At 66.3% G+C, this 22,768-nt stretch carries 19 protein-coding genes; 11 read left to right on the plus strand and 8 right to left on the minus strand.

Annotated elements, in window-relative coordinates:
• Positions 1–34: 34 nt before the first annotated feature.
• From arfB to dcp, 3 genes are all read left to right on the plus strand, one after another.
• Complete coding sequence (gene arfB, locus AC13F7_RS14230; protein ID WP_121044396.1) at positions 35–466, plus strand: alternative ribosome rescue aminoacyl-tRNA hydrolase ArfB; 432 nt, start codon at positions 35–37, stop codon at positions 464–466.
• Between the two features lie 46 nt (positions 467–512).
• Complete coding sequence (locus AC13F7_RS14235) at positions 513–1,073, plus strand: lysophospholipid acyltransferase family protein (RefSeq protein ID WP_259260783.1); 561 nt, start codon at positions 513–515, stop codon at positions 1,071–1,073.
• Between the two features lie 146 nt (positions 1,074–1,219).
• Positions 1,220–3,376 (plus strand): peptidyl-dipeptidase Dcp, encoded by a 2,157-nt coding sequence (gene dcp, locus AC13F7_RS14240; RefSeq protein WP_483001543.1) that lies wholly within the window; start codon positions 1,220–1,222, stop codon positions 3,374–3,376.
• A gap of 242 nt (positions 3,377–3,618) precedes the next feature.
• Here the strand turns inward: dcp and AC13F7_RS14245 are convergent, their stop codons facing one another.
• Both AC13F7_RS14245 and AC13F7_RS14250 read right to left on the minus strand, forming a co-directional pair.
• On the minus strand, positions 3,619–4,068 hold the full coding sequence (locus AC13F7_RS14245) for a 3-dehydroquinate dehydratase (RefSeq protein WP_353085183.1): 450 nt from the start codon (positions 4,066–4,068) through the stop codon (positions 3,619–3,621).
• A gap of 3 nt (positions 4,069–4,071) precedes the next feature.
• Positions 4,072–4,482, minus strand: coding sequence for a hypothetical protein (locus AC13F7_RS14250; RefSeq protein WP_353085181.1), 411 nt, complete (start codon positions 4,480–4,482; stop codon positions 4,072–4,074).
• A 178-nt stretch (positions 4,483–4,660) separates the two neighbouring features.
• Here AC13F7_RS14250 and lepB point away from each other — a divergent pair, with 178 nt between their 5' ends.
• Both lepB and AC13F7_RS14260 read left to right on the plus strand, forming a co-directional pair.
• Positions 4,661–5,293, plus strand: coding sequence for a signal peptidase I (gene lepB, locus AC13F7_RS14255; RefSeq protein ID WP_481467855.1), 633 nt, complete (start codon positions 4,661–4,663; stop codon positions 5,291–5,293).
• 132 nt (positions 5,294–5,425) lie between these two features.
• Positions 5,426–6,703 carry an MFS transporter gene (locus tag AC13F7_RS14260; RefSeq protein WP_483001553.1) on the plus strand — a complete coding sequence of 426 codons (1,278 nt, stop codon included), beginning with the start codon at positions 5,426–5,428 and terminating at the stop codon, positions 6,701–6,703.
• Here the strand turns inward: AC13F7_RS14260 and AC13F7_RS14265 are convergent.
• On the minus strand, positions 6,693–7,595 hold the full coding sequence (locus AC13F7_RS14265; protein ID WP_483001557.1) for a LysR substrate-binding domain-containing protein: 903 nt from the start codon (positions 7,593–7,595) through the stop codon (positions 6,693–6,695). The two genes, AC13F7_RS14260 and AC13F7_RS14265, sit on opposite strands and share 11 nt — an antisense overlap.
• Positions 7,596–7,605: 10 nt before the next feature.
• Positions 7,606–8,571 (minus strand): LysR family transcriptional regulator, encoded by a 966-nt coding sequence (locus AC13F7_RS14270; RefSeq protein WP_179460522.1) that lies wholly within the window; start codon positions 8,569–8,571, stop codon positions 7,606–7,608.
• A 108-nt stretch (positions 8,572–8,679) separates the two neighbouring features.
• On the opposite strand from AC13F7_RS14270, the gene aceB reads away from it, so the two are divergent.
• The 4 genes from aceB (at position 8,680) to AC13F7_RS14290 (ending at position 15,429) form a co-directional block, all read left to right on the plus strand.
• Entirely contained in the window at positions 8,680–10,326 is a 1,647-nt protein-coding gene (gene aceB, locus AC13F7_RS14275) for a malate synthase A (protein WP_483001561.1), read from the plus strand.
• Between the two features lie 52 nt (positions 10,327–10,378).
• Positions 10,379–11,671, plus strand: a complete 1,293-nt coding sequence (gene aceA / locus AC13F7_RS14280) for an isocitrate lyase (protein WP_483001565.1) — start codon at positions 10,379–10,381, stop codon at positions 11,669–11,671.
• A 226-nt stretch (positions 11,672–11,897) separates the two neighbouring features.
• A complete protein-coding gene (locus tag AC13F7_RS14285; protein ID WP_346468030.1) occupies positions 11,898–12,944 on the plus strand; it encodes a GGDEF domain-containing protein in 1,047 nt (348 codons plus the stop codon).
• A 13-nt stretch (positions 12,945–12,957) separates the two neighbouring features.
• Positions 12,958–15,429 carry a putative peptide modification system cyclase gene (locus AC13F7_RS14290; protein WP_483001568.1) on the plus strand — a complete coding sequence of 824 codons (2,472 nt, stop codon included), beginning with the start codon at positions 12,958–12,960 and terminating at the stop codon, positions 15,427–15,429.
• 6 nt (positions 15,430–15,435) lie between these two features.
• Here AC13F7_RS14290 and AC13F7_RS14295 read toward each other — a convergent pair whose 3' ends face one another.
• A complete protein-coding gene (locus AC13F7_RS14295) occupies positions 15,436–15,744 on the minus strand; it encodes an NHLP-related RiPP peptide (protein ID WP_481467865.1) in 309 nt (102 codons plus the stop codon).
• 168 nt (positions 15,745–15,912) lie between these two features.
• Between AC13F7_RS14295 and AC13F7_RS14300 the strand changes: the two genes are divergently transcribed.
• Positions 15,913–17,079: a putative peptide maturation dehydrogenase gene (locus tag AC13F7_RS14300; protein WP_483001573.1), complete on the plus strand. Its 1,167-nt coding sequence runs from the start codon at positions 15,913–15,915 to the stop codon at positions 17,077–17,079.
• A gap of 21 nt (positions 17,080–17,100) precedes the next feature.
• Here AC13F7_RS14300 and AC13F7_RS14305 read toward each other — a convergent pair whose 3' ends face one another.
• From AC13F7_RS14305 to AC13F7_RS14315, 3 genes are read right to left on the minus strand one after another with little or no spacing between them, the layout of a single operon-like run.
• Positions 17,101–19,089, minus strand: coding sequence for an acetyl/propionyl/methylcrotonyl-CoA carboxylase subunit alpha (locus AC13F7_RS14305; RefSeq protein ID WP_483001576.1), 1,989 nt, complete (start codon positions 19,087–19,089; stop codon positions 17,101–17,103).
• Positions 19,090–19,144: 55 nt separating this feature from the next.
• Positions 19,145–20,755: a carboxyl transferase domain-containing protein gene (locus AC13F7_RS14310; RefSeq protein ID WP_483001578.1), complete on the minus strand. Its 1,611-nt coding sequence runs from the start codon at positions 20,753–20,755 to the stop codon at positions 19,145–19,147.
• Between the two features lie 10 nt (positions 20,756–20,765).
• Positions 20,766–21,929 carry an isovaleryl-CoA dehydrogenase gene (locus AC13F7_RS14315; protein ID WP_102788830.1) on the minus strand — a complete coding sequence of 388 codons (1,164 nt, stop codon included), beginning with the start codon at positions 21,927–21,929 and terminating at the stop codon, positions 20,766–20,768.
• Between the two features lie 146 nt (positions 21,930–22,075).
• Between AC13F7_RS14315 and AC13F7_RS14320 the strand changes: the two genes are divergently transcribed.
• The gene (locus tag AC13F7_RS14320) at positions 22,076–22,681 is read left to right on the plus strand and encodes a TetR/AcrR family transcriptional regulator (protein WP_123731088.1); all 606 of its coding nucleotides are present in this window, start codon (positions 22,076–22,078) and stop codon (positions 22,679–22,681) included.
• Positions 22,682–22,768 lie beyond the last annotated feature (87 nt).

Consider the following 22,768-nt stretch of genomic DNA (forward strand, 5'->3'; position numbering starts at 1 on the left):
CCCAGCCGGCGGTCCTCCCCTTACAATGCGGCCCATGGGCAACGGGCCAGTCACCATCAGCGCGCACCTGACGATTCCGGATACGGAACTCGTCGAGCGGTTCGTGCGCGCCAGCGGCGCCGGTGGCCAGAACGTCAACAAGGTCTCCACCGCCGTCGAACTGCGCTTCGATGTGGCCGGTTCGCCGTCGTTGCCCGAGCCGTTGCGCGCGCGCCTGCTGGCCCGCCGCGACCGGCGCATGACCGGCGAAGGCGTGCTGGTCATCGATGCACAGCGTTTCCGCACCCAGGACCGTAACCGCGAGGACGCGCGCGATCGACTGGCCGCCTTCATCCAGGCGGGGCTGAGCGTGCCCAAGGCACGCGTGGCCACCAAGCCGACCTACGGGTCGAAACTGCGTCGTCTGGACGCCAAAAAGGGGCGCGCGCAGATCAAGCGCGGGCGCACCACACGCAATTGGGAGTGATTGCTTGAACAACCGAAGTCCGCTGTTGCCGGTGGTTCCGCCGAACATGCCGCAGGTCAAACCGAACCGCTTCCTCCGCTGGCTGGCCCGCTGCACGCTGCGCCTGGGCGGATGGAAAGTGACCGGCACCCTGCCCGATGTGCCCAAAGTGGTGTTCATCATCGCCCCGCATTCGTCCAACTGGGACGGCTTCTGGGGCATGGCGGCCAAGATCGCCCTGGGCATGCAGGTCAAGGTGCTGGGCAAGGCCTCGTTGTTCTGGTGGCCGCTGGGCCCGCTGCTGCGCAAGCTCGGCGTCATCCCGCTGGACCGCAGCTCGCCGCAGGGCACCGTGGAGCAGGCGGTCAGCCTGATCCGTGGCTCGGACCGCCTGTGGTACGCGATCACCCCGGAAGGCACGCGCAAGGCGGTGCAGCACTGGAAGGCCGGCTTCCTCAAGATCGCGCGCATGGCCGATGTGCCGGTGCTGGCCGCGTACTTCCACTACCCGGAAAAGACCATCGGCATCGGCCCGTTGTTCCATCCCACCGGCAACGACGTGGCCGACATGGCCGCGATCCGTGAGTACTACCGCCCCTGGCAGGGCAAGACCCGCGGCACCGTCTGAGCGCCGCCGGGCGGGCCGGACGGGGCAGCCCCCACGGCCCGCACAGCCACGCGCCACGACCGGCACATGCCGCCTGCGGGCTTTGGGAGTAGGGTGATCGGCTGCGGGATTTTCCGTCCCGCGCCCTCATCCAAGGAGCCCGTTTCATGTCGCGTACCGTAGTTTTGGCCGCTGCCATCAGCCTGGCGCTGGCGGCCTGTTCCGGCAAGGAGTCCACCCCCGTGACCGATACCCAGCCCGCCCCGACCCAGCAGCCGGCCGATGCATCCGCCAACCCGCTGTTGAGCGCCAGCACGCTGCCGTTCCAGGCGCCGCCGTTCGACAAGATCAAGGACAGTGACTACCTGCCGGCCTTCAACGAAGGCATGAAGCAACACCTGGCCGAGGTCCGCAAGATCGCCGACAACCCCGAGCCGGCCACCTTCGACAACACCATCGAAGCGCTGGAGCGCAGCGGCGAGACCCTGACCCGCGTGTCGCGCATCTTCTTCGGTCTGGTCCAGGCCGACACCAACGATGCACGCCAGAAGGTCCAGGAAGACGTCGCCCCGAAGCTGGCCGAGCACCAGGACGAGATCAACCTCGACCCGAAGCTGTTCGCCCGCATCAAGACCATCTACGACCAGCGCGACGCACTGGGCCTGGACCCGGTGCAGAAGCGCCTGGTCGAACGTGACTACCAGGAGTTCGTGCGCGCCGGTGCGCAGTTGAACGATGCCGACAAGGCCTCGCTGCGCAAGCTCAACGTGGAAGAAACCACGCTGGCAACCCAGTTCCACACTCGCTTGGTGGCTGCGACCGCCGCCGGTGCCGTGGTGGTCGATGACAAGGCCAAGCTGGCCGGCCTGGACGAGGATGCGATCAACACCGCCGCCGCCGACGCCAAGGCCCGCAACCTTGAGGGCAAGTACCTGCTGCCGCTGCAGAACACCACCCAGCAGCCGGTGCTCGGCTCGCTGAGCGACCGCGAGCAGCGTGCTGCGGTGCTGAAGGCGTCGGAAACCCGTGCCGAAAAGGGCGACGCCAACGACACGCGCGAGACCATCCAGCGCCTGGCCCAGCTGCGCGCGCAGAAGGCCAAGCTGCTCGGCTTCGAGAACTATGCTGCCTACAGCCTGGCCGACCAGATGGCCAAGACCCCGGCCGCCGCGCTCAAGCTGCTGACCGACACCGTGCCGGCCGCCACCGCCAAGGCGCGTGGTGAGATCAGCGAAATGCAGAAGGTGATCGATGCGCAGAAGGGCGGTTTCAAGCTCGCTGCCTCCGATTGGGACTTCTACGCCGAACAGGTGCGCAAGGCGCAGTACGACCTGGACGAATCGCAGATCAAGCCGTATTTCGAGATGGACAACGTACTGCAGAACGGCGTCTTCTACGCCGCCACGCAGCTGTACGGCATCACCTTCAAGCCGCGTACCGACATCCCGACCTACCACCCGGACATGAAGGTCTACGAAGTGTTCGACAAGGACGGCACCTCGCTGGCCCTGTTCTACACCGACTACTTCAAGCGTGACAGCAAGTCCGGCGGCGCCTGGATGGACGTGTTCGTCGAACAGGACGGCCTGACCGGTGCCAAGCCGGTGGTCTACAACGTGTGCAACTTCACCAAGCCCGCCGCCGGCCAGCCCGCGCTGCTGAGCTTCGATGACGTGACCACGATGTTCCATGAGTTCGGCCATGCGCTGCACGGCATGTTCTCGAAGGTGAAGTACCCGTCCATCGCCGGCACCAGCACCTCGCGCGATTTCGTCGAGTTCCCCTCGCAGTTCAACGAGCATTGGGCGCTGGACCCGAAGGTCTTCGCCAACTACGCCAAGAACTACAAGACCGGCGAGCCGATGCCGCAGGCGCTGGTCGACAAGATCCTCAAGGCCCGCACCTTCAATCAGGGCTATGCGACCACCGAGTATCTCTCGGCGGCACTGCTCGACCTGGCCTGGCACACCCAGCCGGCCGACGCCAAGCTGCAGGACGTCGCGCCGTTTGAAGCGGCCGCGCTGAAGAAGTTCAAGGTCGACCTGCCGCAGGTGCCGCCGCGCTACCGCACCAGCTACTTCGATCACATCTGGGGTGGCGGGTATTCGTCCGGTTACTACGCCTACTTCTGGGCCGAAGTGCTCGACCATGACGCCTTCGAGTGGTTCAAGGAGAACGGCGGCCTGACCCCGGAGAACGGTCAGGTGTTCCGCGACAAGATCCTCTCGCGCGGCAACAGCGTGGAGCTGGCCGATCTGTACCGCGAGTTCCGCGGCAAGGAGCCGTCGGTGGAACCGCTGCTGGTCAATCGTGGGCTGAAGTAATCGCGGCATCCCGGTAGGTACCGACCGTTGGTCGGTACGCCTGCCACCGGTCCACGCTGAAACGAAAACGGCAGGGGAAACCCTGCCGTTTTTTTTGGGTTGCTGCTCCGCTGGGGCGGGCGCTGGGCCCCTATGCCCTTTCCGGCGAATGTCCTCCGGCGTCGGCCTGCGGCCGCCCCCTCCCCCTTTATTTCGCCTCCAAGGGCATAGGACCCCAGCGCCCGCCCCACCGACCCGGCGCATCACGTCCCCACGTGCACGCCCTCGGCGATCTCACTGCACCCCAGGTGATCCAGCGCGATCTCCAGCGCGTGCATGTAACTCTGCGCGCAGTACCCGCGCGCCACGCCGATGCGCTGGCCCACATCCGCCGGCAGGCACGCCTCCGGGGCGCGCGCATCGTCGTCGTGCACTTCCACATAAGCGTTGTGCAGATGCGGCAGCAGCCGCTGCAGGCGCGCGCTGTCCACGCATGCACCGGGATCAAGCAGGGTGACTTCGCCGCGGCTGTGGTCGGCCACGCGCAGCGCATCCAGCAGTTCCTGCTCCGAGCCACAGGCGCGGATCGCCACCGTGGTGCCCGCATCGATCGCGCGGTGCACCAGGGATTTCAGGACCAGTGCCGGCAACGGCTGCGCGGTACGGATCAGCTGCCCGGTCGCTTCCGGCCCACGGATGATGAAGATCGACATGGCTCAGCCCTCCACGGCCTGCAGGCGATGGGCGGCGATCGCCAACGACAGGCGACAGGCATCCTGGCGGCCGCTGCTGCAGACGACCCGCGCGGCCGGGGCATGCTGCGGATGCAGGTGCTCGTCCAGCGCGTCGTCGTCGTTGCTGGCCATTTCGATGTACGGCGCCGGCAGGTCGTCCAGCGCGGTGCGCAGTGCCTGGCCGTAGCGCGCCCATTGCGGTGCATCGACCGCTGCGGTGGCGATCAGGACCAGCGCCGGGCGGCTGCGCTGGGCGCGCTGCAGGCAGCGCACCAGCGCCGGCAGGGAGTCGCAGTCGCGGCAGGCCAGGCGGTGCCCGGCGACCCGCGCAGGCAGCGGCGACGCGTCCGGCACGGCGTTCGACGGTGTGTGCCGGATCAGCAGGATGGTCATGGAACGTCTCTTCGAAGCGCTCTTCGGCGCGGTGTCGCCACGATGCGGCTGCGCCCCGTAAAACCGCGATGCCGGCCGGGCCGGCCCGGCGTAAACAGTGCGTAGCTTTTTCAGCGCGGGGCAGGGAACTTGCCCGCCGTCCGTCCGGTCACAGCCACATACTCACTGGAGCGCCCGTATGGACACCCCCGCCGTCGCCTCTGCCCCCACCGACCACCGCCTGCTGCGCTGGCTGAAGAAGGAAGCTCTGCCGCTGCTGGTGATGCTCGGCCTGCTCGCCGCGGCGCGCGACACCTTGGCCAACCACTACCAGGTGCCCAGCGGCTCGATGCAGCACACGCTGATGCCGGGCGACCGGGTGGTGGTGGACATGCGCGCCTACGGGGTGCGCCTGCCGTTCACCTCGATGGAGCTGCTGCACACCGGTCAGCCGCAGCGCGGTGACGTGGCCGTGTTCGATTCACCGCAGGACGGCACCCGGCTGATCAAGCGCATCGCGGCGGTCGGTGGGGATCGGGTCGAGCTGCACGATGGCCACCTGAGCATCAACGGCCATCCGCTGGCCCAGGCCGGGGTGGGTGAGATCGAAGACTTCGGTCAGCATCTGGCGCAGCTGGATCTGGGCCAGGGCGGTGGCCCGGACATCACCGGCCTGACCGTGCCCGCCGGGCAGGTGCTGATGCTCGGCGACCACCGCGGCAACAGTGCCGACGGACGTTTCTTCGGGCTGGTGCAGGCCAGCGCCCTGTACGGCAAGGCCTCGCACGTCTACTACCGGCGCGGTGAAGGCCTGACCTGGCAGACGCTGTAATGCCCGTCGCGAACTGAATCGATATCTCCAGCGTCTCGATTCAGACCTATCAGGTGATGGATCGACCTGCCGGCGCTGCCTATCCTGAGCGCTGACTCCTCGCTCCGGCCCGTCCACGCGGGCCTTACCGGCATGAATGGCGACACCGCAGCGGTCCCCGACCGCAGCCCCCTAGCCACCACCGCAGCAGCGGTGGCCGGCGATCAGATCCAGCAGGGCACCCCGGCCTTCCGGCGCACGGCGGCCGCGCTGTTCCTGGCCGGCTTCTCCACCTTCGGGCTGCTCTACACGGTGCAGCCGCTGCTGCCGGAATTCAGTCGCCACTTCGGCGTCTCCGCGGCCAACAGTGCGCTGACCCTGTCGCTGAGCACCGGTCTGCTGGCGGTCTCGATGCTGATCGCGGGATTGATCTCCGACCGCATCGGCCGCCGCAGCGTGATGGTCGCGGCGTTGCTGGCGTCCAGCGTGTTGTCTGTCGCCACCGCGATGGTGGATGACTGGACCACGCTGCTGGTGCTGCGCACGCTGCTTGGCATCGCGCTCAGTGGCGTCCCGGCGGTCGGCATGACCTACCTCGCCGAGGAGATGGACAGCCGCGCGCTGGGCCTGGCGATGGGCCTGTATATCGGTGGCAACGCGATCGGCGGCATGAGCGGCCGTCTCATCGCGGGCATCGTGGCCGACCATTGGGGCTGGCGCTGGGGTATCGGCGTGGTCTCGCTGATCGCACTGCTCAGTACCGTGCTGTTGTGGATCCAGCTGCCGCCATCACGCCACTTCCAGAGCCGCCGTGGCGGCCTGCGCGAACTGCCTTCGCGCTGGCGCAGCCTGTTCGGCGATCCCGGGTTGCCGTGGTTGTTCGCCACTGCCTTCGTGCTGATGGGCGTGTTCGTCACCCTCTACAACTATCTCGGCTTCCATTTGCTGGCGCCGCCGTATGGCCTCAGCCAGACCGTCGTCGGCCTGATCTTCAGCGTGTATCTGGTCGGCACCTTCAGCTCGGCCTGGATGGGGCAGCAGGCCAACCGCCATGGCCGCAGCCGCGTGCTGGCGATCTGCTATGCACTGATCGCGCTGGGCATCGTGCTGCTGGCGATGCCGTGGTTGGGCTGCATGGCGGCCGGCATCGCGCTGGTGACCTTCGGCTTCTTCGGTGGCCACTCGGTGGCCAGCAGCTGGGTCGGCAGCCGTGCCGGCGCGATGCGCGCCGAAGCGTCTGCGCTGTACCTGTTCGCCTACTACCTGGGCTCCAGCGTGGCCGGCGTACTTGGCGGCGTGTTCTATACCCGCTGGGACTGGCTGGGGGTGTGCGGTTTCGTCGGCGTGCTGACCCTCGCCGGGGGCGTGATCGCTTGGCGTCTGGGCCAGCGCGTGCAACCGGCCGCCGCCGCGCTCGCGCTCAGCCGCTGACGCCCTGCAGCAGCCGGGTGAAGTGACTGATCAATGGCGACGCCGGGCCGCGTCGGCAGGCCACGTGCACTTCCGAACTGGCGGCACGATCACTGAGTGCGACGAAGCGCGCACCGTCCACCTGGATATGGCAGCAGGAGGCAGGCAGCACCGTCACCCCCAGCCCCGATGCGGCCAGGCTGATCAGGGTCGAGGCTTCCCCGGCTTCCTGCACGATGCGCGGGGTGAACCCCGCGCTGCGACACAGTGCGATGACATGATCGTGGATGCCCGCGCCGACCTCGCGCAGGAAACCGACGAACGGCTCATGCGCGAACAGCCGCAGCGCCACCGCCGCATCGGCCGGCAGCTCACGCACCAGCGGATGCTGGTCGTGCACGACCAGCGCGAGTGGATCACTGAACAGTTTGCGTGACATCAGCGGTGCGGGCAGGGCACGTTTGCGGATCAACCCGACATCCAGTTCGCCGGCCATCAGCGCATCGATCTGCTGCAGGGTGTTCATCTCGCGCAGCTTCAACTGCACCTGCGGAAACTGCTGGCGGTAGGCGAAGATCGCACGCGGAATCTGCGTGGACAGCGGCGTAGCCCGGGTCAGCCCGATGCGCAGTTCGCCGGTTTCCCCGCGTTGCGCGCGCTGGGTCAGATCAATCGCGGTATCCACCCGGGTCAGCACGTCACGCGCCTGCTCCTGCAGCACGCGCCCGGCATCGGTCAGTTCCACGCGACGGTTCGCGCGCAGGAACAATCGCGCGCCGAGCAGCGTTTCCAGCTGACGGATCTGCTGGCTGAGCGGCGGCTGCGACATCCCCAGCCGCTCGGCGGCCCGGCCGAAGTGCAGCGTCTCGGCGACGGCCAGGAAGTAGCGCAGGTGGCGGAGTTCGATGGACATGGGGCGTGCGTCAGCGCTCGGAATGACCACTTTCATCATAGCTGCGCGGACTGAACAGGTCCGGCTGGATCAGCTCGATGAACGCCCGTGCCTGCGGTGACAGAAACCGCCCGCGCCGCACGATCACCCCGTAACTGCGCTCCGGGAACCAGGCACTCATCGAGCGTGTCACCAGCTTTTCGCGGTCGGCATCGTGGAGACAGAGCGCCGGCACGATCGATATGCCCATGCCCATCGCGACGTACTGCTTGATCACTTCCCAGCCGCCCACCTCCAGCGCCACGGTGTAGGGCAGCCGATGCCGCTGGAACACCTGGTCCACCAGCCGGTAGGTGATCTGTCGTTTCGGCGGCAGCACCAGCGGGTACTGCGAGATCGCCTCCAGGCTCAGTTCGCCGTGCGCCAGCGGATGCTCGGGCGGGGCGATCAGCACCTGCTCGAAGCGGTAGGCCGGGGCGTAGCTGAGGTCGGCCGGCACGTCGGTCATCGAACCCACCGCCAGGTCGGCCGCATCACTGCGCAGCAGATCGGTGCCGTCGGCGCTGATCGCGTTGTGCAGGGTCAGGCGGACATCCGGGTGGCGCTGGCGGAAGCGCTCCACGATGCGCGGCAGCAGGTACAGGATGGTCGAGCTGTTGGCCGCGATGTTGAGCTCGCCGGCATCCAGCCCCTTCACCTTGTCGCGGAAGCTGGCCTCCAGCCCGTCCAGGTTCTCCACCAGCGGCAGCGCCATGTCGTACAGCAACTGGCCTTCGCGGCTGGGTACCAGCCGGCGGCCGCTGCGCTCGAACAGGTTGACGCCCAACTCGCGCTCCAGCGCCTGCAACTGCTGGCTGATGGCCGGCTGGCTGACGAACAGCGCCTCAGCTGCCCGTGAGACTGAGCCGAGGCGGACGGTCTGGCAGAACGCCCGCAGCGGCTTGAGCCGGTCGGATTTGTAGGAAAACCGGGGACTTGGCGTGCGCGGTGTGGTCATGGCGTCATGAGTATAAGCACACCTTATGTAAGGCATTGCAATAACTGCTTTGTCAAATATTGGCGCGGCGGCGCACGGTGGGCCTCAACCGCACCGCAGGAGTCCGCCATGTCCGCCGTCGCTTACGCTACCGCCCAGCCAACCCCCGCCGATGCACCGGCCACCCCCGGCATTGCCCTGACCACTCAGCTGGCCGGCCAGTCCGCGCTGCTGCCGGCGGGGGTGCTGGCGCTGCTGGTGTCGCTGCACCGTGCGGTGGAGCCGGAGCGTCAGCGCCGGCTGCAGGCACGGGTGACGCGCCAGGCGTTCTTCGATGGCGGCGGCCTGCCGGACTTCCGTGCCGACACCGCCGAGATCCGCGCCAGCGACTGGCACGTCGCCCCGCTGCCGGAGGCGCTGCAGGACCGCCGGGTGGAGATCACCGGCCCGACCGACCCGAAGATGGTCATCAACGCGCTGAACTCCGGTGCCAAGGTGTTCATGGCCGACTTCGAGGATTCCACCGCCCCGGCCTGGCGCAACCTGCTGGCCGGCCAGCAGGCGCTGATCGGCGCGGTGCGTGGCGATCTGACCCACACCGCCCCGTCGGTCGATGGGAAGCCGGGTAAGCAGTACGCGCTGCGCCCGTTCAACGAGCAGGCCGTGCTGATCGTCCGCCCGCGTGGCTGGCACCTGGATGAGAAGCACGTGCGCATCGATGGCCAGCCGATCGCCGGTGGCCTGTTCGATGCGGCGGTGTTCGCCTTCCACAATGCCCGCACGCTGATGTGCAGGCAGCGTGGGCCGTACTTCTACCTGCCCAAGCTGCAGAGCATGGAAGAGGCGGCGCTGTGGGAGACCGCGCTGTCGCACATCGAGGGCATGCTCGGCCTGCCGCATGGGCAGATCAAGGTCACCGTGCTGATCGAAACGCTGCCGGCGGTGTTCGAGATGGACGAGATCCTGCACGCGCTGCGCGACCGCATCGTCGGCCTGAACTGTGGCCGCTGGGATTACATTTTTTCCTACATCAAGACCTTCCGCCGGCACGCCGACAAGGTGCTGCCCGAGCGCGGCCAGGTGACCATGACGCAGCCGTTCCTGAAAGCGTATTCGGAGCTGCTGATCCGTACCTGCCACCGCCGTGGCGCGCATGCGATGGGTGGCATGGCCGCGCAGATTCCGATCAACCATGACGCGGCCGCCAACGAGCAGGCGATGGCGCGGGTGCGGGCGGACAAGCTGCGCGAAGTCACTGCCGGCCATGACGGGACCTGGGTCGCCCACCCCGCGCTGATCCCGGTCGCGCAGGCGATCTTCGACGAACACATGCCCGGGCCGAACCAGCACCGCGTGCTGCGCAACGATGTGCAGGTCGGCCGCGATGACCTGATCGCCGCGCCCACCGGCACCATCACCCGCGCCGGTTTCGAGGGCAACGTCGAGGTCTGCGTGCGCTATCTGGCCGCCTGGCTGGACGGCAACGGTTGCGTGCCGATCCACCACCTGATGGAGGACGCGGCCACCGCCGAGATCAGCCGCAGCCAGCTATGGCAGTGGCTGCATACCCCCGGCCAGCACCTGGACGACGGCACCGCCATCGACCTGGCCCTGCTCGACGCCACCCTGGCCCAGCTGCCCGCGCGGCTGGGCGATACCGCCGCGCTGCCGGGCAGCGCCCGCATCCCCGAGTCCATCGCGCTGCTGGCCGCGCTCAGCCGCCGCGAGGAGCTCACCGACTTCCTGACCCTGCCCGCCTACGACCGTCTCGACTGACCGTCATCCATCCACCTGCTGTTACCGCATCCGTTCCCTTTGGAGATTCGACATGAGCACCCTGCAGACCGCCGAACAGATCCAGCACGCTTGGAACACCGACCCGCGCTGGGCCGGGATCACCCGCAACTACACCGCCGCCGATGTGGTGCGCCTGCGTGGCACCGTGCACGTCGAGCACTCGCTGGCGCGGCTGGGCGCGGAGAAGCTGTGGACGTACCTGCAGGAAAAGGACTTCGTCAACGCGCTGGGTGCGCTGACCGGCAACCAGGCCATGCAGCAGGTCAAGGCCGGCCTGAATGCGATCTACCTGTCCGGCTGGCAGGTCGCCGCCGATGCCAACCTGGCCGGCCAGATGTACCCGGACCAGTCGCTGTACCCGGCCGACTCGGTGCCGGCGGTGGTCAAGCGCATCAACAACACCCTGCTGCGCGCCGACCAGCTGCACCATGCCGAAGGCAAGGATGAGATCGACTTCCTGCAGCCGATCGTGGCCGATGCCGAAGCCGGTTTCGGCGGCGTGCTCAACGCCTTCGAACTGATGAAGGCGATGATCGAGGCTGGCGCGGCCGGTGTGCACTTCGAGGACCAGCTGGCCTCGGTCAAGAAGTGCGGGCACATGGGTGGCAAGGTGCTGGTGCCGACCCGCGAGGCGATCGAGAAGCTCAACGCCGCGCGCCTGGCCGCCGACGTGATGGGCGTGCCGACCCTGCTGGTGGCGCGTACGGATGCCGAGGCGGCCGACCTGCTGACCAGCGATGTGGATGGCAACGACCAGCCGTTCACCACCGGCGAACGCACCGTGGAAGGCTTCTACAAAACCCGCAACGGCCTGGACCAGGCGATCAGCCGCGGCCTGGCCTATGCGCCTTACGCCGACCTGATCTGGTGCGAGACCGGCAAGCCGGACCTGGAGTTCGCCCGCAAGTTCGCCGAGGCGATCCATGCGAAGTTCCCCGGCAAGCTGCTGGCCTACAACTGCTCGCCCAGCTTCAACTGGAAGAAGAACCTGGACGACGCCACCATCGCGACCTTCCAGAAGGAGATCGCCACCTACGGCTACAAGTTCCAGTTCATCACCCTGGCCGGCTTCCACGCGTTGAACTACTCGATGTTCAACCTGGCCCACGGCTATGCCCGCCGCCAGATGAGCGCCTTCGTGGAGCTGCAGGAGGCCGAGTTTGCTGCGGCCGACCGGGGCTTCACCGCGGTCAAGCACCAGCGCGAAGTCGGCACCGGCTACTTCGACGCGGTGACCCAGGCGATCCAGCAGGGCCAGTCATCGACCACCGCCCTGAGCGGGTCCACCGAGGAAGAGCAGTTCAACGCCGAACGGGCAGCCTGACCCCGTCCGGGCAGGGGGCCAGGGAGGGCCAGCAGGGCGGTCAGTCGGGGGACTGGCCGCCCTTTTCGGGTGCCGCAGCCCGGTCTTCACGGGGTCGAAGGCGGCAGAACGTGCACCGTTTCACGATTTTGGGGCGTAATAGTCGGAAATGGGATAGGGCGCACAGTTTTGAGGAGTGCTATCCTCCATCGCTCACCAGGGGGCGCTGGAAAGCGGGTGTTCGGAAATGACCGGCAAGGGTGCGGCGGCGATCATGTGCGAACGAGAAACAGACATCGACCGAAAGGCGATGGCTGAGATCGTGCACGCCATCCTGAGCAGCGGCGAGTCGGCATTGTTTTCCGAGTTCGGCCGCCAGCGCAAGCTTGACGAAGGCACGCACCTGTTCCACCGCGGCCATGCCGGCAGCACGATGTACGTCATCGTCAGCGGCTGCATCGAACTGGATTTCGGCGAAGACCTGGTGGTCAAGTCGCTGGGCCCCAATGAATTCTTCGGCGAGCTGGGTCTGCTGATCGGCGACCACCAGCGCAGTGCCGGTGCACGCGCCGTCGAAGACAGCGTCGTGCTGGAACTGGACCACGATGATTTCCAGCGCCTGGTCGACCGCGATCCCAGCCTGCTCGCCTATTTCCTGCGCCGCACGATCATGCGCGTGGTGGGCAACGAGCAGGTGCTGATCCGCCAGTTGCGCCGCCGCAACCACGATCTCGAAACCGCGCTGGACAACCTCTACGTCACCACCCACCAGCTCACCCACACCCGTGAGCTGGTGCGCACCGACGAGCTGACCGGCCTGCACAACCGGCGCGGCCTGGCCCTGTACCTGCAGGAATGCCGCGCGCAGGAAGACAGCGCGCCGCAGGGCCTGCTGCTGATCGACTGCGACCACTTCAAGCAGGTCAATGACGTGCACGGCCATCAGGCCGGCGACCGCGTGCTGCAGAGCGTGGCCAACATCCTGCGCTCGGTCACCACCGAGCTGGACATTGCCTGCCGGCTCGGGGGTGACGAGTTCTGCCTGCTGCTGCGCCACGTCAACCCGGACAGCCTCCAGCACGCGGCCGAGTTCATCCTCAGCGCCGTGCACGGCCTGATGGGGCGTGCGCAGGGCGTGCCGCACCTGTGCCCGGTCAGCATCGGCGTGTGCCTGATCGACCCCCGTACCGACTGGAGCGAGTGGTACGCTCGCGCCGACAACGCGCTGTACCAGGCCAAGCGCCTGGGCGGCAACCGATTGCACTGGTCGCGCTCGGCGACCGCCACACCCTGATCGGGAGATCGGCATGAACGGCGACAACGGAACGTCGACCCAAGCCCCCCAGATGCGGGCGTTGTTGTTCACCGATCTGTGCGACTCGTTGATCCTGGTGGAGCGGATTGGCGATGCGGCGGCGGCGGAGTTGTTCCAGGAGCATGACCGGCTGGTGTTGGTGTTGCAGCAGCAGTGGAATGGGCAGCAGATCGATCGATCGGATGGGCTGTTCCTGTTGTTCGAGCGGGCCATAGATGCGCTCGGCTTCGCGTTGGACTACCAGCGCGGACTGCAGCGTTTGGGGGAGGCGCGCTCCATCATGCTTCGCGCACGCGCCGGCCTCCATGTGGGCGAGATCCTCACATGGGAAAACAGTGCGGAAGCGGTCAAGGTGGGGGCGAAGTCGGTGGAAGTGGAAGGGTTGGCCAAGCCCATGGCGGCTCGATTGATGACGTTGGCGCGACCCGGGCAGATTCTGCTGTCGGCGGTGGCCGAATCGCTCACCCACCGGGCGGCTGCTGAACTGGGTGAGCGCGGTAAAAACCTGCTGTGGAAGTCGCACGGGCGGTGGCGCTTCAAAGGCGTACCGACCAGCCAGGAGGTCTTTGAGGTTGGCGAAGTAGGCTTTGCTCCTCTTCGCATGCCTCGTAGCAACGCTAAGGCGCGGCGCGACATTCCCTTATGGCGGCAGCCAGCGGCATTGGCCGCAGAAACGGCCGTCCTGGTCATGCTGGCTATTGGCGCTTGGGCAATGTTCCGTCCGGAGCCCGCAATAGCATTTGCTGAGCGGGATTGGGTAGTACTGGGTGATGTCAGCAACATGACCGACAACGCTCTGCTTGATGATTCGCTGCAACAGGCATTTCGTATCAGCTTGGAGCAATCACGGTACGTAAACGTACTTGGCGATCTGAAGGTGCGCGACACGCTTCACCGGATGCAGCGCAAACCCGACATGCCCATGGACAGGCGCACGGCCAACGAAGTTGCGATTCGAGAGGGCGCGCGCGCGGTCATCATGCCGTCTGTCATGGAGGTCAACGGAAGTCTGCGGGTTGCAGTGGAAATCGTAGATCCCCGAACAGGGGCGACGGTCTACTCCGAGTACGCGGACGGGCGAGGTGTGGACTCGGCGCTCGCTTCCACTGACAGTGTGGTTGCGTCCTTACGCACGCGCTTGGGCGAGGCAATGAAGGACGTCAGCCGGACGTCCGCTCCTCTGCCCGAGGTAGCCACCAGCAATCTGGATGCGTTGCATGCGTACGCCGCTGGTCTCAAGGCATACGGAGAGTATCGATATCCGGACGCGCTGGCATTCTTTGAGCAGTCCGCACGATTCGATCCCGAGTTCGCCTTTGCGTACATTGGCCAAATGCGCGTTTATTTCGCTCGTGGCGAAACGATCCGCGCGCGACAGTTGCTGAAACGTACACTGGCATTGAAGGCAAAGATGGCGCCGCGCGATGCGCTTTATCTGGACGCCTGGGCATCTGAACTCAACGATGCAGGCGTTGCTGTTGCTGCGCATAAATGGAAGCTGCTTGGTGACCTGTACCCTGACTACCATGCCGCACACGCCAACCGTGCAAATGCCCTCTTCTCCCTCGGCCGTTACGGAGACGCCGAGGCGGTGGCCCGCCTTGCTGCTGTGACACAGAATCCAATGTACAACGTCGCCCTGCAAATGTTGGCCAGAACGCAGTTGGCGCAGGAAGAGCTGGATCAGGCGCTTCAGACGTATCGGCAGGTGGAGAGCGCGGGGCGAGGGCAACCCAATCGCGAATTCGCTTCGGTGCTTGCTGCTCGAGATGATTTTGTCGGAGCATCCAGGGTCTTGGATGCGATCCCCAACGACTCATTGCCGGCATGGTTTCAGAGAACAGCTATTGCCGCCGATCAAGGTCAGGCGGATGAGGCGCTGGGCAATGCGCGCAGGGCGCGTAAGTCGTGCGACATTGAGGGGCACGTCTGTAATGCACTTTCGCTTCAGGAATTGGCGCTCAGAACTGTTTCGGGCTCCGCTCCGCGCGGCGACGAGTTTGGGCAAGCCCTTTCCAACATGCACCAGCAGGCAATGGCGGCCGTTGGTAGTGACCGGGCTGAATGGCTGTACATGGGCTCTGCGGGCGTATACCTGGCCCAGCGCGCGGGGGAGAGTACGGTTGCCGAACGTTGGTCGCCGGTGTTCACCAGAATGGCGAGTGAACTTGGTGATCCGCGAGCCCGGCAGATGGCCGAACTTGCCAGCGCGGAAATCGATCGAAGATCGGGCCGCATCGATACCAGCATCAAACGACTGAGTGCACTGGTGGATGGTGCAGAGTTGTTCCAGGTACATGTGGCGTTGCACATGGCCTACCTGGACAAGGGTGATCAGGCATCAGCCGAGCGCGAACGCGTATGGCTTTCCAGGCATCGTGGGCTGGTGTATGCGGAGAACGCCGGTACTTATTCCCTGATGGCACTCAATGCTACTGACGCGCATAGTGCGCGCCAGCAGTAGCGACCGTCAGGGGCGGGGTTTACGTTTCATTTGTTCGTCGACCTTGCCTGCGACAAAGCAATGCGGCACATAAAATGAGGCGTGCGAGGCCAGGTACTTGAGTAGCTCGGTGCGCGCCTGCGCAAACTCTTCCTTGCTGGCCAGTTTCCCTGCCGGCTCGCACGTGTGACACGAAGCGGCGGCTTCGTCGCTGACCTTGGTCATCGCGGACGCTGGATCCACGGCAAACTGGCTGCGAAAATCATCATCGGTGCACAAAAGATCCAGAAGGCGAACCGCGTCTTCTGGGGAAAGCGGCTTCTTGTCAGCGGTCATGTCGGTCACATTGGGTGAAGAGTGGGTTGAGTGAGTGCCACTTCAACGGCAACTGCAATATCGGCCACCTGTACATCCTCTTTAGCATTGACCTGATGCTGATCGACGCTTCATTCCTGGGGACTGCAGCCGACAATGTAACAGCCCACTTCTCCCCGGAAGCAGAACGTGCCCCTCCCTCGTATCCGACGCTGCCGACATCTTTACCTTGAGCCCTGGCAATGCCGCGAGTTTTCATTGCAGGCAGTGATCGATGGCGGCAGCGGTCTTCAGGTGCGCTCCGCCTGGCGTGCCTTGGCCCCGCACCTGAATGCCCCCGTGGAAGTCTCCATTGCCATGATGCAACGGCTTGAGGCAGTTGATCCGGACGCGTGGCAGGCTCAGCGCTGCGGAGGCATCGACGTGGAACTGGAAGCACTGCTACAGCACGGACTTGTTCTGCAAGAGGGGTCCACCACTCCAGAGGCACTGGCGGACGAGCGCTTACGGAGCCTGGATTGGTGGGGACCTGCTGCCATGATGCATTGGCAGTCCCGGTGGCAAGGACGTGACAGTGGAGTGGCGTTGGGCGTCGCCGGGCTGCAGACTGCAGCCGGTCTCCGTGACCGGCTGGGCCCGCCACCGCCTGCGACGGTGCCACCCCGCGGTAGCCGGATCGACCTTCCAAACCTCGATCTGGATGAGACCGACATCCTGCTGCAATCGCGCAGCACGTGCCGTAACTTTGACCGAGAGCGTTCCTTGTCAAAGGACACGCTTGTGCGCATGTTGCAGCGATGCTTTGGAGCGACGGGAACCTATGTCCTCGATGCAGACAGCACTTTCCTGAAAAAGAACGCGCCCTCAGCTGGAGGGCTTCATCCCACCGAGGCGTATCTACTCATTCAGCACGTGGATGGCATCACGCCGGGCCTGTATCACTATCACCCCCTTGACCACGCATTGACCCGTCTTGAAGACCAATCTGCCAGCCATATTGGCTTGGCTAAAAAGATCTGTGCGGGGCAACCGTGGTTCTCCGATGCGCACGTTCAGGTGATTCTGGTGGCACGCTTCGCGCGATCACACTGGAAATACAGAAATCACGCCAAGGCTTACCGGGCCGTGATCCTGGACGTAGGGCATCTGTCACAGTTGCTGTTGACCTGTGCAACGGAACAGGGGTTAGGCGCGTTTGTCACCGCCGCAATCAACGAGAAAGATATTGAAGCCGCGCTGGACTTGGATGGAATGGAGCAAGGCGTGTTGGCCGTATGCGGATTCGGTCACCGCAGCGCTCAGATGGCCACGACAGAGTTCGATCCCGTTGAGCGAGTATGGGAGCGGGTTCCCTGACGTGGCCCTTCGCATACGCGATCACCCCGCCTCGAAATCCACCAGCACCGCCCCATCACCCACCTGATCCCCGACCTTGACCCGGTAACCCTGCACGGTGCCATCGGCCGGCGCCTGCAGCGTGTGCTCCATCTTCATCGCCTCCAGCACCAGCAGCGGCGCGCCGCGTTTGACCGCCGTGCCCGGTGACACCAGTGTGGCCACGATACGGCCCGGCATCGGCGCGACCAGGCTGCCGGCATCGGCAACGGACTGGTCCGCTTCACTGACCGGATCATGCAGGGTGAAGCGCTGCACGCCTTCGCTGCCGAACAGGTACAGCTCGTTGCCGTCGCGGATGACGGTAGCGCGGTGCAGCTGCTCGCCGATCTGCACGCGAAGTGCATCGCCGGTCAGGCGGCCGCTGCCCTGCAGCGTTTTGCCCTCCATGCGCACGGTCCACTGTTCGCCCGCGCCCGCGCCCTGTACGGCCACGCTGCGCTGTGCACCGCGGTGCTCCAGTGTCAAGGCGCGTGCGGCCGGCGCGCCGAGGCGCCAGCCATCCTGGGCCTGCCACAGCGAGTGCGGGTCGCGCGCATCACGGCTGGCGGCTTCGCTGGTGGCCACGCCGGCGATCGCGGCCAGCGCCCAGAGTGCCGCATCGCTGTCGCCGTCGTTGGGGGCCAGCGCGGCCTGCTCGCGCTCGATCAGCGCGGTGTCCAGCTTGGCCTGGGTGAACGAATCGGTCATCACCAAGCGGCGCAGGAAGGCGGCATTGGTGGTCACGCCGACCACTTCGCATTCGGCCAGCGCCTGCTGCATGCGGCGCAGTGCGGCGTCGCGGTCGACGTCCCAGACGATCAGCTTGGCGATCATCGGGTCGTAGAACGGGGTGATCGCATCGCCCTGCTCGACACCGGCATCCACTCGCACGTGTGCGGTGTTGGCCGGCAGTCGCAGGTGGCGCAGGGTGCCGGTGGACGGCAGGAAACCGCGGTCGGCGTCTTCGGCGTACAGGCGGGCTTCCAGTGCATGCCCGCGGATCTGCAGCTGATCCTGCTGCAGCGGCAGCGGTTCACCGCTGGCCGCGCGCAGCTGCCATTCCACCAGGTCGGTGCCGGTGATGCACTCGGTCACCGGGTGCTCCACCTGCAGGCGGGTGTTCATTTCCATGAAGTAGAAATCGCCATCCGGTCCGGCGATGAACTCCACCGTGCCCGCGCCGACGTAGTTGACCGCGCGCGCGGCATCGACGGCGGCCTTGCCCATCGCGGCGCGGCGCTCGGGCGTCATGCCGGGCGCGGGCGCTTCTTCCAGCACCTTCTGGTGGCGGCGCTGCACCGAGCAGTCGCGCTCGAACAGGTACACCACGTTGCCGTGGCTGTCGCCGAACACCTGGATCTCGATGTGGCGCGGACGCTCGACATATTTTTCGACCAGCACGTGGGCGTTGCCGAACGCGGACTTCGCTTCACGCTGGCAGCTGGCCAGCGCCTCGGTGAAGGTCGCGCTGTCGTCCACGCGGCGCATGCCCTTGCCACCGCCACCGGCGCTGGCCTTGATCAGCACCGGGTAACCGATGCTGTCGGCCTGCTTGCGCAGGAACTCGGGGATCTGCTCGTCGCCGTGGTAGCCCGGGGTCAGCGGCACGCCGGCCTGCTGCATCAGCGCCTTGGCCGCGCTCTTGTCGCCCATCGCGCGGATCGCCGCAGCGGAGGGGCCGATGAACACAATGCCCGCCTCGGCGCAGGCCTGCGCGAAGCCGGCGTTCTCCGAGAGGAAGCCGTAGCCGGGATGGATCGCCTGCGCGCCGGTGCGGCGGGCGGCCTCCAGGATGGCATCGCCGCGCAGGTAGCTCTCACGCGCTGGCGCCGGGCCGATCGCAATGGCCTCGTCGGCCAGGCGCACGTGGCGCGCGTTGCGGTCGGCGTCGGAGTACACCGCCACGGTGGCGATGCCCAGGCGCTGGCAGGTAGCGATGACGCGGCAGGCGATTTCGCCACGGTTGGCGATCAGGATCTTGGTGAACATGGTGGTCTCGTTGCGCGGGCCAGGGGCGGCGGTGCCAGGCGGCACCGCCCGTGCATTACATGCGGAACACGCCGAAGTCGGTCTTCTTCGCCGGGGCGTTGAGGCTGGCCGACAGCGCCAGGCCCAGCACACGACGGGTGTCGGCCGGGTCGATCACGCCGTCATCCCAGAGCCGGGCGCTGGCGTAGTACGGGTGGCCCTGCGATTCGAACTGTTCGCGGATCGGCGACTTGAAGCCTTCCTCTTCGGCGGCCGACCACTGCCCGCCCTTGGCTTCGATGCCGTCGCGCTTGACCGTGGCCAGCACGCTGGCGGCCTGCTCGCCGCCCATCACGCCGATGCGCGCGTTCGGCCACATCCACAGGAAGTTGGGCGAGTAGGCGCGGCCGCACATGCCGTAGTTGCCGGCACCGAACGAGCCGCCGATCACCACGGTGAATTTGGGCACCTTGGCGCAGGCCACGGCCATGACCAGCTTGGCCCCGTCCTTGGCGATGCCGCCGTGCTCGTACTTGCGGCCGACCATGAAGCCGGTGATGTTCTGCAGGAACACCAGCGGAATGCCGCGCTGCGTGCACAGTTCGATGAAGTGCGCGCCCTTCAGCGCGGACTCGGAGAACAGGATGCCGTTGTTGGCGATGATGCCCACCGGGTAGCCGTGCAGATGCGCGAAGCCGGTGACCAGCGTGTTGCCGTAACGCGGCTTGAACTCATCGAAGCGCGAGTCATCGACCAGGCGCAGGATCACTTCGCGCACGTCATAGGGCTTGCGCGTGTCGGCCGGAATCACGCCATACAGCTCGTGGGCCGGATGCCGCGGTTCCACCGGGGCCTGCACCGCCAGCGCCGGCTCGGGCTTGCGCCAGTTGAGCTGGGCGATGATCGCGCGGACGCGGGCCAGCGCCTGCAGGTCGTTGTCGGCCATGTGGTCGGCCACGCCGGAGATGCGCGTGTGCACATCGGCACCGCCCAGTTCTTCGGCGGTGACCACTTCACCGGTGGCCGCTTTCACCAGCGGCGGGCCGCCGAGGAAGATGGTGCCCTGCTCGCGCACGATCACCGTTTCATCGCTCATCGCCGGCACGTAGGCGCCACCGGCGGTACAGCTGCCCATCACGCAGGCGATCTGCGGGATGCCCTGCGCGGACAGGTTGGCCTGGTTGTAGAAGATCCGGCCGAAATGGTCGCGGTCCGGGAACACCTCGTCCTGCAGCGGCAGGAACGCACCGCCTGAATCCACCAGGTAGATGCAGGGCAGGCGGTTCTGTTCGGCCACCTCCTGCGCGCGCAGGTGCTTCTTGACCGTCATCGGGTAGTAGGTACCACCCTTTACCGTGGCATCGTTGGCCACGATCACGCACTCCACGCCCGAGACCCGGCCGATGCCGGCCACCACGCCGGCGCTGGGGATCGGATCGCCGTACATGCCGTGCGCGGCCAGCGGGGCGATTTCCAGGAACGCGCTGCCCGGATCAAGCAGGGCATCGATGCGGTCACGCACCAGCAGCTTGCCGCGTGCGGTGTGTTTGGCGCGTGCCGCTTCGCTGCCGCCCAGCGCGGTCTGCGCCAGGGTGGCGCGCAGGTCGTCGACCACCGCCTGCAGCGCGGCGCGGTTGGCCTCGAAGGTGTCGCTGCCCGGTTGCAGCTGGGTGCTCAATACGGTCATGGCAGGGCCCTTACTTGGTGCGCTGGAACAGTTCGCGGCCGATCAGCATGCGGCGGATCTCCGAGGTGCCGGCGCCGATTTCATACAGCTTGGCATCGCGCCACAACCGTCCGGTCGGGTACTCGTTGATGTAGCCGTTGCCGCCCAGGATCTGGATCGCCTGGCCGGTCAGCCAGGTGGCCTTCTCGGCCGAATACAGGATCGCGCCGGCTGCATCCTGGCGCGTGGTGCGGCCCTGGTCGCAGGCGCGTGCCACCGCGTAGACATAGGCGCGGCAGGCGTTGAGGCCCACGTACATGTCGGCCAGCTTGGCCTGGATCAGCTGGAAGGTGCCGATCGCCTCGCCGAACTGCTTGCGCTCGTGCACGTACGGCATCACCACGTCCATGGCCGCCGCCATCAGGCCGAGCGGGCCACCGGAGAGCACCACGCGCTCATAGTCCAGACCGGACATCAGCACCTTGACGCCACCGCCGACCACGCCAAGCACGTTGGCTTCGGGTACTTCGCAATCCTGGAAGACCAGCTCGCAGGTGTTGGAGCCGCGCATGCCCAGCTTGTCCAGCTTCTGCGCCGTGGAAAAGCCCTTCATGCCCTTTTCGATCAGGAACGCGGTGATGCCCTTGGCGCCGCCATCCGGATCGGTCTTGGCATAGACCACCAGCACATCGGCATCCGGGCCGTTGGTGATCCACATCTTGTTGCCGTTGAGCACGTAGTGATCACCGCGCTTGTCCGCGCGCAGCTTCATCGAGACCACGTCCGAGCCGGCGCCCGGTTCGCTCATCGCCAGCGCGCCGACCAGCTCGCCGCTGCACAGGCCGGGCAGGTAGCGCTTTTTCTGCTCTTCGTTGCCGTTCTTGCGCAGCTGGTTCACGCACAGGTTCGAGTGCGCGCCGTAGGACAGCGCGATGGCACCGGAGGCACGTGAGATCTCTTCCATCGCCACCACATGCGCGAGGTAGCCCATGCCGCTGCCGCCGTATTCCTCTTCCACCGTCAGGCCGAGCAGGCCCTGCTCGCCGAGCTTGCGCCACAGCGCATTGGGGAACAGATTCTCTTCGTCGGCCTGGGCCGCCAGCGGCGCGATTTCAGCAGAGGCAAAATGGGCCACGCTCTGGCGCAGCAGGTCGATCTCTTCGCCGAGATCGAAGTTCATGGTCGGGACGTGCATGGGCGACTCCGCAACAACAAGGGATGGGACGCGCCGGGAGGGATGGACGGGCTGACAGGGCCGTCCCGCGGGCGATGTACCCCCAGCGTAGCCGGGTTCGACAAAGAAGTGAACATAAATTCAAAAATTGAACATAGAATCAACAAATGGCCTATAAACGCTCCGCCCTGATGGAAGAACGCCTTGCCGGCGCCCGCGAACGCATCCTGCTGGCGACCCGTGCGCTGGTGGCGGCCGGCGGCTACCGCAACGCCCCGGTGACGGCGGTGGCCGCCGAAGCCGGCGTGTCCACCGGCCTGATCTACCGGCACTTCCCCTCCAAGGCCGAGCTGTTCGTGGAGGTGCTGACCGCCGCGGTGGACCACGAACTGCGCATCTTCGAGGCGATCGCGGCCGAGCCGTTGCCCGCGCCGGAGCGCCTGCGCCGGGCGATCACCGCCTTCGTGCGGCGCGCACTGGCCGGCCCCGGGCTGGCCTATGCGTTCATCGCCGAGCCGGTGGATCCGGAAGTGGAAGCCGAGCGCATCCGCTGCCGCCGCCTGTTCGGCGATGTGTTCCGGCGCATCGTCGCCGATGGCGTGGAGGCAGGCACCTTCCCGCAGCAGGACACCCATGTCGCCGCAGCCTGCATCGTGGGCGCGTTCACCGAGGCGCTGGTCGGCCCAACCGCGCTGAGCCGCGACGCGCACGGCGATGAAGATGCGCTGGTCGAGTCGATCTGTGTTTTCTGCCTGCGTGCCGCCGGTGCCTGAGCCGTGCCGATGCTGCATTGCGACACCCGGCGGTCGCTTGCGTAGCGCCGCCGACGCTGGTCATACTCGGCCGACAAGCCGTGGTCC

It is taken from the genome of Stenotrophomonas sp. K-6 (assembly GCF_056861555.1).